This is a genomic window from Nitratireductor sp. WH36-1 (genome assembly GCF_058725515.1).
Genome location: NZ_CM178970.1, coordinates 3,359,046 through 3,375,232 on the forward strand (window position 1 = coordinate 3,359,046; position 16,187 = coordinate 3,375,232).

The following is a 16,187-nucleotide window of genomic DNA, read 5'->3' on the forward strand; positions in this document are numbered from 1 at the left end:
GTGATTGATCGCTAAAAAAAGCGGGGCCCGTTTCCGGCCCCGCTTTTTTGTGTCCTCAATAAAGCCAGCGCAACATGAACAGCGATATCGCCGGGAACAGCGTCAAAAGCGCCACCCGCAGAATATCGCTCATCACGAAGGGCAGAACGCCGCGATAGGTCGCCGAGATCGGCGTGTCTCTCGCCATGGAGTTCAACACGAACAGGTTCATGCCCACGGGCGGCGTTATCAGCCCCACCTCCACGACGATCAGCACCAGAATGCCGAACCAGATCGCGAATTCTTCCGCGCCCAGCCCGAAATCCAGAACCGTGACGATCGGGAAGAAGATCGGAATGGTCAGCAGGATCATGGACAGCGAGTCCATCACGCAGCCGAACACGAGATAAAGCAGCAGGATCAGCGTCAGCACCATCCAGGGGCTGTAGCCCTGCTCGCTCACAAACGCCGCCATCTGCTGCGGCACCTGAGCCAGCGCCAGGAACGAATTGTAGAACCCGGCACCCAGAACGATGAAGAAGATCATCGCCGTGGCGGTTGCCGTCGCAAGGATTGATTCCACGAAGGTTTCGCGTGTCAGCCCGCCATTGATGAGCGCGATCAGGCCCGTGCCCGCCGCCCCCACCGCAGCGCCTTCCGTCGGCGTGAAGACACCCAGATAGATGCCACCCACAACCGCCAGAAACACGATCAGCACCGGCCAGACATCGAGCAGCGCCCGCATCCGCTCCGAATAGGGAGCACGCTCGCGCGTGCCGGCAGAGTCGGGCCAGAGCCGTACATAGATCGAGATGGCGAGCATGTAACCGACAGCAGCCAGAACGCCCGGCACGAGGGCCGCAACGAACAGTTTCGCGATGTTCTGCTCGGTCAGGATCGCATAGATAACGAGGATCACCGATGGCGGGATAAGAATGCCGAGCGTGCCGCCGGCCGCCAGCGTGCCCGTGGCGAGCGCGCCCGAATAGCCGTAGCGCCGCAGCTCCGGCAGCGCCACCTGGCTCATCGTCGCCGCCGTCGCCAGCGACGAGCCGCAGATCGCGCCAAAGCCGGCGCATGCGCCCACCGCCGCCATGGCCACACCACCGCGCCGGTGGCCCATCCATGTTTCAGCCGCCTTGAACAGCGCCCGCGACATGCCGCCCAGCGTTGCAAACTGCCCCATCAGCAGGAACAGCGGAATGATGGAAAGCGAATAGCCCGAAAAGGTCGAATAGGTCTCGTTCTTCAGCTTGGCGAGCACCGGCGTGACATTGCCGAACACGATCCAGCTGCCGCCGAGCCCGCACAGAAGCATGGCGAGACCGATGGGCAGACGCAGGAAGATCAGAAGAAGCAGTAACGGAAAGGACCAGAGCCCGATTTCAAGATTGGTCAATGGACACTCCCCTGCCCGAGCCCTGGCGTCGGCGTTCCGGCCCTGAATTCACGATAGCGGACGAAGACCATGTAGATCGACACGATCACCGCGATGACAGCCGCCACCAGGCAGGCCGCGTAGGGCCACCACAGGGGAAACTGGAGGATGAAGGTGGTTTCGCTGTAGCTCAGCTTGTCGATCATGCCGTAATAGAGCTGGCGGGCGATCAGCACCAGAACCAGTGTCATGATGATCTCCGTCACCAGATCGATCACATGGTTCACGCTGCCCGGCAGGAAAGCGGTGAAAATGTCCACCGTGGCATGACCGCGATTGAGCTGGCACCAGGGCAGAAAAGCAAAGACGGCAAAGCCGACGCCGGCCTGCACCAGTTCGAAATCGCCCGGCACGGGGCCGAGCCCGAAGCGCACCAGCGCGCGGCCGGTAATGCTGGCGACCGTCATGACGATCACCGCCACCAGAACGATCCCGCCCAGAATGGCCATTGTCCTGGCCAGCCAGACAATGATGCTCGATAGTCTCATGCGCCTTCCCGTCCCCCGTGCCGTCCCGCGTGCCGTCGCACGTCCAGTCCCGCGTGCCTTCGCACGTCCAGTCCCGCGTGCCTTCCCATGGCGTTCCCACTCATTCTTGTACCTTTTCGGCTTGTACCTTTTCGGCCTTGTACGTTTTCAGCCTTGTACCTTTTCAGCCTTGTACCTTTTCGGCAGGGTCCGATGACGTTAGCCAGCCACTTCTTCCCACGCAAGCGCCCGAACGCCTGCGGAACCGGAGCCCGCCGGTTCCCACCGGACCGATGCAAAGTTGAAAGATCGGATCGTCTCGCCCTTGCCGAAGCGGCGAGACCGTTCAGAAAAAGGGGCGGACCGCAGGGGCCCGCCTCGGTTTCATGGCCTCAGGGCCTTACTGACCGGTATACTGGTCGATCAGGGCGCGGGCTTCATCGATCAGCTTCTGACCGTCGATGCCCTTCTCCTTCATTTCCTCAACCCACTGGGCATAGACCGGCTCGGCGGCCTTCTTCCAGGTTTCGGTGTCCTCGGCGCTGATCTGGATGATGTTGTTGCCGCGATCCACCGCGATCTGGCGGCTCGGACCATCGGCCCCTGCCTGCGTGCTGCCGGCAAAGGCTGCAAATTCCTGACCGGAATTGTCGTCGATCACCTTTTTCAGGTCGTCGGGCAGGCTGTCATACTTCGCCTTGTTCATCGCCAGAACGAAGGTCGTCGTATAGAGCGCCTGATCGCCGCCAAATTCCGTGTGGTTGGAAACGAGCTCGGGCACCTTCAGCGCCGGCGTCACTTCCCAGGGAATGACGCAGCCATCGATCACGCCCTTGGAGAGCGATTCCGTGATCTGCGGCACCGGCATGCCCACGGGCGTCGCGCCCAGCTGGCCAAGAAGCGAGTTGATGATGCGCGTGGGGGCACGGATCTTCATGCCCTTCAGATCGTCGAGCTTCTCGATCGGCGCCTTGGAGTGCAGCATGCCCGGACCGTGAACCCAGACACCCAGCACATGCGTGTCCTTGAATTCCGTGTCCTTCATGTATTTTTCGTACAGATCCCAATAGGCGCGCGAGGTCGCCTCGGCATTGGTCATCATGAAGGGCAGTTCGAACACTTCCGTGGAGGGGAAGCGGCCCGGCGTGGAGCCCGGCAGCGTCCAGACGATATCAACGATGCCGTCACGCGCCTGATCGTAAAGCTGCGGCGGCGTGCCGCCGAGCTGCATGGCGGGATAACGCTCGATCTTGATGCGCCCGCCCGAATCCTTCTCCACCTTGTCGGCCCACGGGTCGAGCACCAGTTTCGGCACATTCGCCTGCGGCGGCAGGAACTGGTGCAGCCTCAGCGTCACCTCCTGCGCGAACGAGGCCACCGAAGCGCCCACGAGCCCGCTTGCCGCTACGGCAGCCGCCAGGGCTAATTTTCTCACGGAAAATGATTTCATGCTTCTCCTCCCGATTGCATGGTCAAAGCGCCAGCGAACGCTTCGTATCGTTGTTTACGGCTGATGCGTCTCCGCCCGAAGAACTCCCTTTCTTCGCGGGGTGGCCGTCACGCCAAGTATCCTCTGGAAACGCGCCCTCCGTCCAGCCGTGACTTTAGTGGAAATTATGTAACAATAAAGAGGAAAACCTCACAAGATTCGTAACGCAAAGCGCTTTCAGAGCGGCAGCGCACCGGTTTCCTTCAGGGTCTCCAGAACAATGGCGCTTTTCACATGCTGCACCGAGTCATGCGGCAACAGCACGCCATTGACGAAATTGGAGAGCGATTTGAGGTCGGGCGTCACGACCTTCAATATGTAGTCCATCTCGCCGGTCAGCGCGTGCGCCTCCTGCACTTCGGGCAACCGCGCAAGCAATTCGCCGAAACGGCGGGCATTGTCGGGGTTGTGCGTGGCGAGTGTTACGGTGATGATGTTGACCAGCGGAAAGCCCAGCCGGTCACGATCGAGCATCGCGGCATAGCCGCGAATATAGCCCTCCTCCTCCAGTCGCTGCCGGCGGCGCGAGCATTGCGAGGGCGATAAGTTTACCCGTTCCGATAAGTCATTGTTGGTGAGCCGGGCATCGACCTGCAAGAGGGCTAATATCTTGCGGTCATATCCGTCGATACGCGCTTCAGCCATGCAATTCTCCTCCAACATGCACGATCCACGCGCTCTTGTCACAAAATGCGCCCCAGAATGCAAGCCGCTTGCAGGCCACTCCGCCTAAAATGCCCCATGCGTTGAAAAACGCGCGCATTTTCCCAATTCAGGAGGAGTTATTCCATGGGTCCGTTCCCCCACGACGCACCGCCCCCGGAAATCACGAAGGAAAACCCGGCCGGCACGGACGGTTTTGAATTCGTCGAATTCGCCCATTCGGAGCCGGAAAAACTCGCCGATCTGTTCACCAAGATGGGTTACACGGAAGTGGCCCGTCACAAGACGAAGAAGGTCTCCGTCTGGCGTCAGGGCGACATCAACTACATCGTCAATGCCGAGCCCGGCAGCCACGCCATGCGCTTCGTCGACGAGCATGGCCCCTGCGCACCGTCCATGGCCTGGCGCGTGGTCGATGCGAAGCAAGCCTTCGATCATGCGGTTTCCAAGGGCGCAGAGCCCTATGAAGGCGACGACAGGACGCTCGACGTGCCGGCCATTGTCGGCATTGGCGGCTCGCTGATCTACTTCATCGACGCCTATGGCGACAAAGGCTCGGCCTATGAGGCCGAATTCGACTGGCTGGGCGAGAAGAACCCGCGCCCGGAAGGCGTCGGCTTCTATTATCTCGATCACCTCACCCACAATGTCTATCGCGGCAACATGGACAAGTGGTGGGACTTCTACCGTGAGCTCTTCGGCTTCACGCAGATCCACTATTTCGACATCGATGGCCGCATCACCGGCCTCGTTTCCCGCGCGATCACCAGCCCCTGCGGCAAAATCCGCATCCCGCTCAACGAGTCCAAGGACGACACGAGCCAGATCGTCGAATATCTGAAGAAATACAAGGGCGAAGGCATCCAGCACATCGCAGTCGGCACCGACGGCATCTATGATGCCACCGACAGGCTTGCCGACAACGGCCTGAAATTCATGCCCGGCCCGCCCGAGACCTATTACGAGCGCAGCCATGATCGCGTGCAGGGCCATGACGAGCCCATCGAGCGCATGAAGACGCACGGCATCCTGATCGATGGCGAAGGCGTGGTAAATGGCGGCATGACCAAGATCCTGCTGCAGATCTTCTCCAAAACCGTCATCGGCCCGATCTTCTTCGAGTTCATTCAGCGCAAGGGCGATGAAGGCTTCGGCGAGGGCAATTTCCGCGCCCTGTTCGAGAGCATCGAGGAAGACCAGATCCGCCGCGGCGTCATCAAGGTCGACGCCGCCGAATAGGCGCTACGTCAGATGCGGGCTGCACCGATTGCGGCCCGCAGGAAACACAAAGGGGCAGGACCGGAAAACGGCCTGCCCCTTCTCTCATGCGCCTGTCAGGCGCTGCCGCGTGCGGCTGCCAGCACCTTGCGGATCGTTTCCAGATCGCCCACCTGATTGGCCAGAAGCAGCACCAGCTTCGCGTTCAGCCGCGCGCTTTCCTCAAGGCTGAGCCCCTCATGCGCCGCCATCAGGGCCGCATAGAAATCATCGCCGTCAGTCCCCAGCCGGTCACGGCCGATATCCGTTCTGTCCATCGTCATTCCCTCCCCATCGCATGGGTCATGGCGGCGGCGATCTCATGGGCGTCGGGCTGCCTGAACACCGCCGCCACATGCTGGTCGGGCCTCAACAGATAAAGCCGCCCCGCGCCATAGCGTGCCGCAACCGCCCCCGCGCTGTCCTCGACATGCTCCACACCGTCCACCGCCGAAGCGCCGGGTTTCGTCACCTGCACCACATGCAGCCCCGCAGGCAGGCCGATGGGCGGATCGCAATCGACCGCCAGAAGCACGAAACCGCCGCCCGCCTCGCCGAGCAGCCAGGACGCCCTGCCTTCCACGCGCACCGGCGCATCGGCCATCGCTTCGCCCGGCGCAAGCGGGCTCTCGCCATCCCACGCCGCCTGCAATGTGCAGCCGGCCAGCGAGCACGGTTTTGAAAGCCGGCCCGAATTCACCAGTCGCCGCGCAAAATCATGCTCCTGCGAAAGTTCCAGAATGCTGTCGCGGAAAATGCGCTCCATCGCGCTCTTCGGCGTCATGAACGAAGTGGAACGCGCCGAGTTCAGGATGTTCTCATCCGCCCCGTGAACGCGCTCCTCGTCATAGGTCTCGATCAGCGAGGCCGGAGCCTCGCCCTGCACCACCAGCGCCAGCTTCCAGCACAGATTGTCGATGTCCTGAATGCCGCCATTGCCGCCCCGCGCGCCGAAGGGCGACACGATATGCGCGCTGTCGCCGGCAAAGATCACGCGATCATGCACAAAGCGCTCCAGCCTGCGGCACTGGAATGTGTAGACCGACACCCAGTCGAGCTCGAATTTCGAGTGCCCGATCACCTTGGCGATGCGCGGGATCACATTCTCCGGCTTTTTCTCTTCGTCCGGATCGGCGTCCGGGCCAAGCTGCAGATCGATGCGGTAAATATCGTCCGGCTGCTTGTGCAGCAGCGCCGACTGCCCCTTGTGGAAGGGCGGCTCGAACCAGAACCAGCGCTCGGAGGGGAAGTCCGCCTTCATCTCCACATCCGCGATCAGGAAACGCTCCTCGAACACCTGCCCCGCAAAATCGAGCCCCATCATGCCGCGCACGGGCGAGCGCGCGCCATCACAGGCGATCACCCAGGCCGCGTCCATCTCGTAAGCGCCATCAGGCGTTTCCACCTGAAGGCGCACATCGCTGCCCTTCTGCTCAAGCCCGGCAACACGGTTCTTCCAGCGCAAATCGATCAGTTCGGGAAAGTCGGCCGCCCGCTCCACCAGATACTGTTCGACGTAATATTGCTGCAGGTTGATGAAGGCCGGCATCTTATGGCCTTCCTCCGGCAAAAGGTCGAAGTTCCACACCTCGCGGTCGTGGTGGAACAGCCGCCCCACCTTCCAGGTCACGCCCTTCTCGACCATCCGTTCGCCAACGCCCAGCCGGTCGAAAATCTCCAGCGTGCGTTTTGACCAGCAGATCGCCCGGCTGCCCACCGACACGACATCATTGTCATCGAGCACGACGACGGGAACACCGCGCTGCGCAAGGTCGATGGCGGCGGCAAGCCCCACCGGCCCTGCGCCAATGATGGCGACCGGATATTGCCCGACATGCCCTTCGGCGAGTTCAGGCGGCGTGCTGTAGGGAAAGGGTTCGTAAGAGTAACGCGGCATCAGCGGTCTTCTTCCAGTTCAAGCCGTTTCAGTTCATCGCGCCTCACGGGTGCATCGAAATCGAGAAAGAACTCATCGAGTTGCGGCGGCTTCACGGAGGTTCCCGAGAGCATCGCATGCACCTGTCCGCGGTGATGGGTCTGGTGCACAAAGAGATGGGCAAGCATATCGTCGACCCGCTCGGGGAACCGACCGGCCTCGCCCCGGTCCGAAACAACACGACGTTCCATGTCGGCGTCATTGAGCCCGGCGCAAAAAGCGATCAGCCGCTCGTCCTCGACCGCCTGTGCGGCAGCCAGCGCTGCGGGGTCATCGAAAGGGCGAAACGCCGCGAAAATCGCGACCCCGATACCGCCTTCCTCAAGCGCATCGAGATAATAGCGATCAACTTCGAGAATATGGTTCAGCGTTTCGGCAATGGACGGGAAAAAGCCCGTACGCGGCGCATCAAACGCCCCCGGCTCCAGAGCAAGAACCGCCTGATAGAGCCGGTCATTGGACCAGCGATTGTTGCCGGCCATGCGGCGCATATGGTCTGCGAACGCACTCATGCCTTCCTCCCAGTCAATTCATCCGCCATCGGGTCATCCGCCATCGGGCGGCAGTCAGACCGGCGCGCGTCCTCCAAACGTCGCGCCGGCCCGCTTCATCACGTCATCCCTGCAGCGCGTCCCACATTTCGCGGTCACGTTCTGCCGTCCAGATGCGCGGCGTATCGATGCCCAGCGCTTCGTCATAGGCGCGCGCCACGTTGAACGGCAGGCAATGCTCGTAGATCGCATAGTCGGAGAATTTCGGATCGCACACCGCGCGGCAGGCGTCCCACGCCTCCTTCAGCGTGCCACCGCCCTGCGCCACACGGGCCACCGGCTGATAGGTGGACATCACGAAATCGCCCGTCAGGTCGAGCGCCTCGTTGACCATGCCCTGCCCCACCAGCGCGTCACCGCGTCCCGGTGCGATGGCGTCCAGATCGAAGGCGCGGATTTCCTCCAGCGTCGCCGGCCAGTCGTGGAAATGCCCGTCACCGCAATAGCAGGCCGAGTGGTACTCCACGATATCGCCGGTGAACATCACATTGGCGTCCGGCACGAACGCCACGATGTCGCCCGCCGTATGCGCGCGACCAAGGAACATCAGGTCCACCCGGCGCTTGCCCAGATACACCGTCATCGACTGCGAGAAGGTGGTGGTGGGCCAGGTCAGGCCGGGGATCGATTCATGCCCCTGGAACAGGCGCGGGAACCGCACGAATTCCGAATCCCAGTCTTCTTTGCCGCGTTCCACCACCATCGAGCGCGCCTTGTCGCTCATGATCACGGTCGGGGCCTGATAGGCCGATGCGCCAAGCACGCGCACCGCGTGATAATGCGTCAGCACCAGATGGCTGATCGGCTTGTCGGTGACGGAGCGCACCTTCTCGATCACCTTTTCGGCGAGGCGCGGCGTTGCCTGCGCCTCGATCACCATCACCGACTCGTCGCCAATGATGATGCCCGAATTGGGATCGCCCTCGGCGGTGAAGGCCCAGAGGTCCCGGCCGATCTCGTCAAACGAGATCTTCTTTTCGGTCAGGTCGCCTGCGGATGCGAATTGCTTGGCCATTACGCGCCTTTCTCGTATTTCTGAACCGTCTGCTCGATCGCGCCGAAGATCGAATGGCCATCGCCATCCTTCATCTCGATGCGCACCGTGTCGCCGAAGCGCATGAAGGGCGTCGACGGCTTGCCGTCATTGATGGTCTCGATCATGCGGATTTCGGCAATGCAGGAATAGCCCACGCCACCGGCGTCAACCGGCTTGCCGGGGCCGCCGTCGAGCTTGTTGGATACCGTGCCCGAACCGATGATCGCACCCGCTCCGAGCGGTCGCGTCTTTGCCGCATGCGCCACCAGCGTCGGGAAATCAAAGGTCATGTCGACACCCGCATCGGCCCGGCCGAACGGCTTGCCATTGTAGTCCACGCAAAGCGGCAGCGAGAGCTTGCCGCCGTTCCATGCATCGCCCAGCTCTTCCGGCGTCACCGCCACCGGCGAAAAGGCCGAGGACGGCTTCGACTGGAAGAAGCCGAACCCCTTGCCGAGTTCGGCGGGGATCAGGCCGCGCAGCGACACGTCGTTCACCAGCATCACCAGCCGGATCGCCGCTGCCGCCTCTTCCGGCGTCGCGCCCATCGGCACGTCATCGACGACCACGGCGATCTCGCCTTCCATGTCGATGCCATAGGCTTCATCCGCCATCACGATCGGATCGCGCGGGGCCAGAAACGTGTCGGAGCCGCCCTGATACATCAGCGGATCGGTCCAGAAGCTTGCGGGCATTTCCGCCCCGCGCGCCTTGCGCACCAGCTCCACGTGATTGACGTAGGCCGAACCGTCCGCCCACTGATAGGCGCGCGGCAGCGGCGAAAGCGCATCATGCTCATGGAAGCGCTCTGCCGGCACCGAGCCGTGATCCAGGCTTTCGGAAAGGGCTGCCAGATGCGGCGCGATCCGGGACCAGTCATCGAGCGCTGCCTGCAGCGTCGGCGCAAGAAAGGAAGCGTCCGTGCAACGGGTCAGGTCGCGCGAGACGACGACCAGCTTGCCGTCGCGCGTTCCGTTCTTCAGCGTAGCGAGTTTCATGCAATGTCCTTTATGCGTTGGGGAAGACGCGCAATCGGCGCAGGTCCACCGGACCAACGCCGATCATATCGCCTGTGGTCGCTCTGGTCGATCAGGACCAGTCGCCCTCCGGCGTTCCGTTGAAGCGCTTCTTGAGGTCCTTCCAGCAGTCGATGTAATCTTCCTGCAGTGTGTCGGTCTCGGCCGCATAGCGCGTAAGATGCTGCGGGAACCGGGTTTCGAACATGAACGCCATGGTCTCTTCCAGTTTCACCGGCTTCAGTTCGCCATGGCTGGCCTTCTCGAAGCCGAACGTGTCCGGTCCATGCGGCAGCATCATATTGTGCAGCGATGAGCCGCCGGGCACGAAACCCTCTTCCTTGGCGTCGTACTGGCCTTTGATCAGGCCCATGAACTCGCTCATGATGTTGCGGTGATACCAGGGCGGGCGGAACGTGTGTTCGGCCACCATCCAGCGCGGCGGGAAGATCACGAAATCGATATTGGCCGTGCCCTCCTCACCCGACGGCGCGGTCAGCACCGTGAAGATCGACGGGTCGGGATGATCGAACAGGATCGCTCCCACCGGCGAGAAGGTGGACAGGTCGTATTTGTAAGGCGCGTAATTGCCGTGCCATGCCACCACGTCGAGCGGCGAATGGCCGATCTCCGTCACATGAAACTGGCCGCACCATTTCACGAACAGCCGGCAGGGCGTTTCCTTTTCCTCATACCAGGCGACCGGCGTTTTGAAGTCGCGCGGATTGGCCAGGCAGTTCGCGCCGATGGGGCCGCGATCCGGCAAGGTGAATTTCGCGCCGTAATTCTCGCACATATAGCCGCGCGCCGGCCCGTCCATCAGCTCCACCTGGAAAACCATGCCTCGCGGCAGAACCGCCAGTTCGCCGGGCTGGATCTCGATGATGCCCATTTCGGTCTTGATGCGCAGACCGCCTTCCTGCGGCACCAGCATCAATTCGCCGTCGGCGTTGAAGAAATAGTCATCCACCATAGACGTGTTGAAGGCGTAGACATGGGCCGCCATGCCGGCCTGCCCCTGCGCGTCGCCCGCCGTGGTCATGGTGTGCACGCCCGACAGGAAATCGGTCTTCTCGTTCGGGATCGGCGTCGGGTCCCAGCGCAGCTGACCGAGCGCAAGCTGGTGATCGTTCACATTGGGCGCAGACTTCCACTCATCGAAGCTGACCGCCGTAAAGCGGCCGGTGTGCCTCACGCTCGGGCGAATGCGATAGAGCCAGGACCGCTCATTGGTCCCGCGCGGCGCGGTGAAGGGCGAGCCCGAAAGCTGTTCTGCATAAAGCCCGTAAGCGGGCTGCTGCGGCGAGTTCTGCCCCTGCGGCAGCGCGCCGGGCAGGCTTTCCGTTTCAAAGTCATTGCCGAAGCCCGGCATGTACTGGACGGTCATTCATTCCTCCATGAAGTCGGGGAAGCGACGAATTGGTTGCAACCGTAACCATGGCGAATGTAACTATCAACGGTACCAGAGCATCGGCCCGAAATTCGGAAAACACGATGCGCGGGTCAAACAGGTTAGAGCGTCCTTTGTGCGTCCGAATGGATGCACGGCGCTCCAGAGGGAAACATAAGGAGAAACCGCCGCACATGACCACGTCCGTTCCCCCGCCCGGCTTCCCCCGGAACGCAACCGACCGCACCATCCTCGCACTGGAGGCTTTTCTGCCCTATCGGCTCACGCGTCTCACCGATGCGATCAGCCGCAAATTCTCGCAGGCCTATCGCGCACGCCTCGGCCTGACGCGGCCCGAATGGCGCACGCTCGCCACGCTCGGCCAGTTCGGCACCATGACCGCGACCGATATCGGCGCGCATTCTTCCATGCACAAGACCAAGGTGAGCCGCGCCGTCGCCTCGCTGGAAGAGCGGCGCTGGCTCCTGCGCGAGCCCGACGCGCAGGATCGCCGCGTGGAGCGCCTGACCCTCAGCAGGGTGGGCCAGAAGGCCTATGAGGACATGGTGCCCGTCGCGCACGGCTTCGAGACGCGGCTTCTCGCCCGCATGAAGCCGGAAGAGCGCGCAGCCCTGCTCACCGGCCTTGAAGCCCTGGAGCGCGCCGCACTGGAAGATTAGAGCAATTCCGGACGGAAAACCGGCTCCCGCTTTTCCTGGAATTGCTCCAGCGGCGCTACCAGCTCATCACCACCTTGCCGGCCTCGCCGGAACGCATGGCGGCGAAGCCTTCGCGGAAATCGTCTGCGGCAATGCGGTGGGTGATCAGGTCGCGCACGTCGAGCCGCGTCTGAACCAGCGCGATCATCTTGTACCAGGTCTCGAACATCTCGCGCCCGTAAATGCCCTTCAGGTGCAGCATCTTGAAGATGACCTTGTTCCAGTCGATCTCGAAACCCGCCGGCGCAATGCCCAGAATGGCGATCTTGCCGCCATTGTTCATCACGTCGATCATGTCGCGGAAGGCCGGAGCCGCACCCGACATTTCAAGCCCCACATCAAAGCCTTCCGTCATGCCGAGCTGGCGCATCACCTCCGGCAGCGTTTCTTCCGCCGCGTTCATCGTGTGCTGCACGCCAAGCTTTCTGGCGAGCTCCAGCCGGCCCGGATTGATGTCGGTGATGACCACCTTGCGCGCGCCCACGGCCTGCGCCACCAATGCGCCCATGATGCCTATGGGGCCGGCGCCCGTCACCAGCACGTCCTCGCCCACCAGGTCGAAGGAAAGCGCGGTGTGCACCGCATTGCCAAGCGGATCGAAAATCGCCGCGATCTCATCGGGAATGTTGTCGGGGATCGGCACCACATTGTGCTGCGGCAGCGCGATGAACTCGGCGAACGCGCCCGCGCGGTGAACGCCCACGCCCAGCGTGTTGTGGCACAGATGCCCGCGCCCCGCCCGGCAGTTGCGACAATGGCCGCACACGATGTGCCCCTCGCCGGAAACCCGCTGGCCGGGCTTGTATTCCGTCACCGCCGAGCCAACCTCCGTCACCTCGCCGACGAATTCATGGCCCGTCACCAGCGGCACCGGCACGGTGTTCTGCGCCCACTCGTCCCAGTTCCAGATATGCACGTCCGTGCCGCAGATCGCCGTCTTGCGCACCTTGATGAGCACGTCGTTCGGCCCGATCTCGGGCACGGGAACACGCTCCATCCAAAGGCCCTCCTCGGGTCTGGATTTAACGAGCGCCTTCATCATGTTGGACATCGTCGACTATCCTTCCAGAGTGTTTGGGTGGCCGTCCTTCCCCCCGCCTGCGGGGAGAAGGTGCCGGCAGGCGGATGAGGGGCCTGCGCCCACCTTCAAGACAAGCAATTCCAGGAAATGCGGAAACCGGTTATCCGTCCGGAATTGCGCTAAAACGCTCTAAGCGATCACCCCAAGCTCACGCCCGATCTTTCCAAACGCCTCCACCGCGCGATCAATGTCTGCGGCCGAGTGCGCGGCAGACATCTGCGTGCGGATACGGGCAGCCCCCTTCGGCACCACGGGGAAGGAGAAGCCGATCACATAGATGCCCTCCTCCAGAAGCCGCGACGCCATCTTCTCGGCAAGTGCTGCATCGCCCAGCATGACCGGGATGATCGGGTGGTCAGCGCCCGCAAGCGTGAACCCCTGCTTTTCCATGCCGGCGCGGAAGCGCGCCGCATTGTCATAGAGTTTCTGGCGCAGGCCGGCCCCGCCCGCCACCATGTCGAAAACCCTGAGCGAGGCCGCCGCGATCACCGGGGCCAGCGTGTTCGAAAACAGATAGGGCCGCGAGCGCTGGCGCAGCCAGTCGACCACTTCGCCCTTGCCACATGTATAGCCGCCCGAGGCCCCGCCCAGCGCCTTGCCCAGCGTGCCCGTCATGATGTCGACCCGGCCTTCCACGCCGCAATGCTCCGGCGTGCCGCGTCCGTTCTCACCCACGAAACCGACCGCATGGCTGTCATCCACCATCACCATCGCATCGTATTTTTCCGCCAGATCGCAGACCGCGCCCAGATTGGCGATGATGCCATCCATGGAAAACACGCCATCCGTGGCGATCAGCCGGAAGCGCGCGCCCTCGGCCTGCTTCAGACATTCCTCCAGCGCGCCCATGTCATTGTTGGCGTAGCGATGGCGCTGCGCCTTGCACAGCCGCACGCCATCGATGATCGACGCATGGTTGAGCGCATCCGAAATGATCGCATCCTCCGGCCCGAGCAGCGTCTCGAACAGGCCCGCATTGGCGTCGAAGCATGAGGAATAAAGGATCGTGTCCTCATAGCCCAGAAAGCCGGAAATCTTCGCTTCCAGTTCTTTGTGCTCTTCCTGCGTGCCGCAGATGAAGCGCACCGAGGCCATGCCGTAACCATAGCGGTCGAGCGCCGCCTTCGCCGCCTCGCGCAGTTCCTCATTGTCGGCAAGGCCCAGGTAATTGTTGGCGCAGAAATTCAGCACCCTCTGCCCGCCGCTCTCGATCTCGGCCGACTGCATCGAGGTAATGACCCGCTCGCTCTTGTAGAGCCCGGCCTCCTTCAGGCCATCGAGTTCTTTGCGTAGATGGGAGAGGAAAGACGCGGTCATGAATGCCTCGCTCTGGGGTGGGAGGGACTGGCTTCTCTTCCACTACTACAGAGTGACGCCGCTTTCGACCATGGACAATTCTGCATTGCTTTTCCGTCGGACCGCGAAGCTCGACAAAGGTGTCGACGCCCGCCCCTCACCCCTCGCCCCTCACCCCTCTCCCTCTCCCCGCTCGCGGCGTTCCCGTGCCTTCACCCTCATCCTGAGCTTGTCGAAGGGCGGGAGTGAAGGCTTGCACCCGCGCTTCACGCTGGAGCCCTTTCATGCCGCCTCCGCCCTTCGACAGGCTCAGGATGAGGCTGCGCCGGTTCCCCCACCTCCCAAACCACCCGCAACAAAAAAGGGGCAGACGCCCAAAGCGCCCGCCCCTTTTCAAACTCTCCCGGCAGGGCGCGCCGCGCGCCGGCCCTCACCCTTACCCTCTCCCCACGCGCGGCGTTCCCGTGCCTTCACCCTCATCCTGAGCTTGTCGAAGGGCGGGGGTGAAGGCTTGCACCCGCGCTTCCCGCTGGAGCCCTTTCATGCCGCCCCCGCCCTTCGACAAGCTTCTGTAATCACGGTCAATAGGAATGCGTGTCCGGGCTTCCTGCTTCTGTTCGCGGGTCAGCGCACGGGCTGCCGCTCGATGGCGTCGGAAACGGGCATGACCATCTCAGGAACGTCGTGCGGCCGGTTTGTATCGTGGCCGCCGTCCAGCCTGTCGTCGTCGATTGCCCGCGCCGGTGCGTCCCGGACGGACGCGCTCCTTTTCGACCGCTGTCAGAGCTGTCGAAGAAGGGGCTGGAAAGTCTCTGGCGCGCTCATGCGCTGGACGAAGCCGGCCTTTCCTGCAGCATGAGGCGGAAGTCGCGGCCATCGACCCACATGCGGTGAAGGATGATGGCGAGCCGCCGGGCGACCGCCACGCGGGCCCGGTTCATGCCACGTCGCCGGGCCACCTTCAGCCCCCACCGTTTGAGGGCAAAACTCTTCCTCGTGCGCGTCAGGAGCGCGTTTGCGGCTTCGAACAGGAGGCTGCGCATCATGACGTCACCGGTTTTGGAGATGCTGCCAATATGCTCGTACTCGCCAGACTGGTCGATGCGCGGCACGAGGCCGAAGGCCGCCGGCACATCGGCCGAGCGGGCGAAACGCTCCGGCTGGTGCACGGTTGCCTTGAAGGCAAAGGCCGTGATCGATCCGACGCCAGGCGCCGTCATCAGCCGCCGGCACACCGGGTCGGCGGCGGCCTGACGTTTGATCTCGCGCTCATAGGTGCGCACCTGTGCAAGAAGGGCGGTGCGCATGGTCAGCATCGGCGCAACCAGAGCCATAAGGTCGTCACGCGCGGCAAGCCGCTCCTTGACCCGCCCCGCAAAGCCTCCCGGGCCCACGCGGCCAAGCCGGATGCCGAACGGCTTCAGATCGCCACGGATCTTGACCTGCAACTGGCGGGCCTGGGAAAGCAGGGTCGCGCGCGCCGTCAGCATCAGGCGCTGCCTATGGGCCGCCTCGTCCTTGACATGCACCCCCCGATACAGCCCCGCCCGCAATGCCTGGGCGATCATCCTGGCATCGCGCCGGTCGGTCTTCACCGGGGAGGCTTTGGCATAGGCCTTCATGCGCCGCGTCTCGATCACGGCAACCGGCAACGCCTGCGCCTTCAGCTCCCGGGCCAGCCATGGCGTCAGCGCGCCGGCTTCCAGACCGATCAGCGCAAGCGCATCGCCAAAACCCGACAAAGCAGATGAGAGGCTTGCAGGCGTCGTGGAGACCTTTATCTCCTCAACCACATGCCCGCGCCCATCAATCACGCAGACCGATGTGGCTTCCTCTGAAACGTCCAATCCGGCATAATACTCCATGGTT

General features: G+C 62.7%; 15 protein-coding genes. 2 read left to right on the forward strand and 13 right to left on the reverse strand.

The features are described 5' to 3' along the window. Nucleotides 1–55 precede the first annotated feature (55 nt). The 4 genes from AC4PTT_RS16185 to AC4PTT_RS16200 form a co-directional block, all read right to left on the reverse strand. Nucleotides 56–1,378, reverse strand: coding sequence for a TRAP transporter large permease (locus tag AC4PTT_RS16185; protein ID WP_113154356.1), 1,323 nt, complete (start codon nucleotides 1,376–1,378; stop codon nucleotides 56–58). Beyond that, nucleotides 1,375–1,905 carry a TRAP transporter small permease gene (locus AC4PTT_RS16190; RefSeq protein ID WP_113154355.1) on the reverse strand — a complete coding sequence of 177 codons (531 nt, stop codon included), beginning with the start codon at nucleotides 1,903–1,905 and terminating at the stop codon, nucleotides 1,375–1,377. The genes AC4PTT_RS16185 and AC4PTT_RS16190 overlap by 4 nt, the downstream gene beginning before the upstream one ends. Nucleotides 1,906–2,284: 379 nt before the next feature. Then, nucleotides 2,285–3,334, reverse strand: coding sequence for a TRAP transporter substrate-binding protein (locus AC4PTT_RS16195; RefSeq protein WP_206544743.1), 1,050 nt, complete (start codon nucleotides 3,332–3,334; stop codon nucleotides 2,285–2,287). A gap of 216 nt (nucleotides 3,335–3,550) precedes the next feature. Beyond that, the gene (locus AC4PTT_RS16200) at nucleotides 3,551–4,018 is read right to left on the reverse strand and encodes an Lrp/AsnC family transcriptional regulator (RefSeq protein ID WP_113154353.1); all 468 of its coding nucleotides are present in this window, start codon (nucleotides 4,016–4,018) and stop codon (nucleotides 3,551–3,553) included. Between the two features lie 144 nt (nucleotides 4,019–4,162). Between AC4PTT_RS16200 and hppD the strand changes: the two genes are divergently transcribed. Then, on the forward strand, nucleotides 4,163–5,275 hold the full coding sequence (gene hppD, locus AC4PTT_RS16205) for a 4-hydroxyphenylpyruvate dioxygenase (protein ID WP_113154352.1): 1,113 nt from the start codon (nucleotides 4,163–4,165) through the stop codon (nucleotides 5,273–5,275). A gap of 95 nt (nucleotides 5,276–5,370) precedes the next feature. Here the strand turns inward: hppD and AC4PTT_RS16210 are convergent, their stop codons facing one another. From AC4PTT_RS16210 to hmgA, 6 genes are all read right to left on the reverse strand, one after another. Beyond that, the gene (locus AC4PTT_RS16210; protein WP_283801566.1) at nucleotides 5,371–5,571 is read right to left on the reverse strand and encodes a DUF2783 domain-containing protein; all 201 of its coding nucleotides are present in this window, start codon (nucleotides 5,569–5,571) and stop codon (nucleotides 5,371–5,373) included. Nucleotides 5,572–5,573: 2 nt separating this feature from the next. Then, entirely contained in the window at nucleotides 5,574–7,190 is a 1,617-nt protein-coding gene (locus AC4PTT_RS16215; RefSeq protein WP_492161649.1) for an FAD-dependent oxidoreductase, read from the reverse strand. After that, nucleotides 7,190–7,741: a DinB family protein gene (locus tag AC4PTT_RS16220; protein WP_492161650.1), complete on the reverse strand. Its 552-nt coding sequence runs from the start codon at nucleotides 7,739–7,741 to the stop codon at nucleotides 7,190–7,192. Before AC4PTT_RS16220 ends, AC4PTT_RS16215 begins: the two co-directional genes overlap by 1 nt. A 103-nt stretch (nucleotides 7,742–7,844) precedes the next feature. After that, a complete protein-coding gene (locus tag AC4PTT_RS16225; protein WP_113154349.1) occupies nucleotides 7,845–8,795 on the reverse strand; it encodes an MBL fold metallo-hydrolase in 951 nt (316 codons plus the stop codon). Further along, complete coding sequence (locus AC4PTT_RS16230; protein ID WP_206544740.1) at nucleotides 8,795–9,814, reverse strand: fumarylacetoacetate hydrolase family protein; 1,020 nt, start codon at nucleotides 9,812–9,814, stop codon at nucleotides 8,795–8,797. The genes AC4PTT_RS16225 and AC4PTT_RS16230 overlap by 1 nt, the downstream gene beginning before the upstream one ends. Before the next feature lie 91 nt (nucleotides 9,815–9,905). Then, nucleotides 9,906–11,219: a homogentisate 1,2-dioxygenase gene (gene hmgA, locus AC4PTT_RS16235; protein ID WP_206544739.1), complete on the reverse strand. Its 1,314-nt coding sequence runs from the start codon at nucleotides 11,217–11,219 to the stop codon at nucleotides 9,906–9,908. Between the two features lie 197 nt (nucleotides 11,220–11,416). On the opposite strand from hmgA, the gene AC4PTT_RS16240 reads away from it, so the two are divergent. After that, nucleotides 11,417–11,902, forward strand: a complete 486-nt coding sequence (locus tag AC4PTT_RS16240; protein ID WP_113154346.1) for a MarR family winged helix-turn-helix transcriptional regulator — start codon at nucleotides 11,417–11,419, stop codon at nucleotides 11,900–11,902. A gap of 55 nt (nucleotides 11,903–11,957) precedes the next feature. Here the strand turns inward: AC4PTT_RS16240 and tdh are convergent, their stop codons facing one another. The 3 genes from tdh to AC4PTT_RS16255 form a co-directional block, all read right to left on the reverse strand. Continuing rightward, on the reverse strand, nucleotides 11,958–12,992 hold the full coding sequence (tdh, locus tag AC4PTT_RS16245) for an L-threonine 3-dehydrogenase (RefSeq protein WP_113154345.1): 1,035 nt from the start codon (nucleotides 12,990–12,992) through the stop codon (nucleotides 11,958–11,960). Nucleotides 12,993–13,151: 159 nt separating this feature from the next. After that, nucleotides 13,152–14,339, reverse strand: coding sequence for a glycine C-acetyltransferase (locus tag AC4PTT_RS16250; RefSeq protein WP_297558397.1), 1,188 nt, complete (start codon nucleotides 14,337–14,339; stop codon nucleotides 13,152–13,154). Nucleotides 14,340–15,139: 800 nt separating this feature from the next. Continuing rightward, the gene (locus tag AC4PTT_RS16255) at nucleotides 15,140–16,183 is read right to left on the reverse strand and encodes an IS110 family RNA-guided transposase (RefSeq protein WP_492161578.1); all 1,044 of its coding nucleotides are present in this window, start codon (nucleotides 16,181–16,183) and stop codon (nucleotides 15,140–15,142) included. Nucleotides 16,184–16,187: the final 4 nt, after the last annotated feature.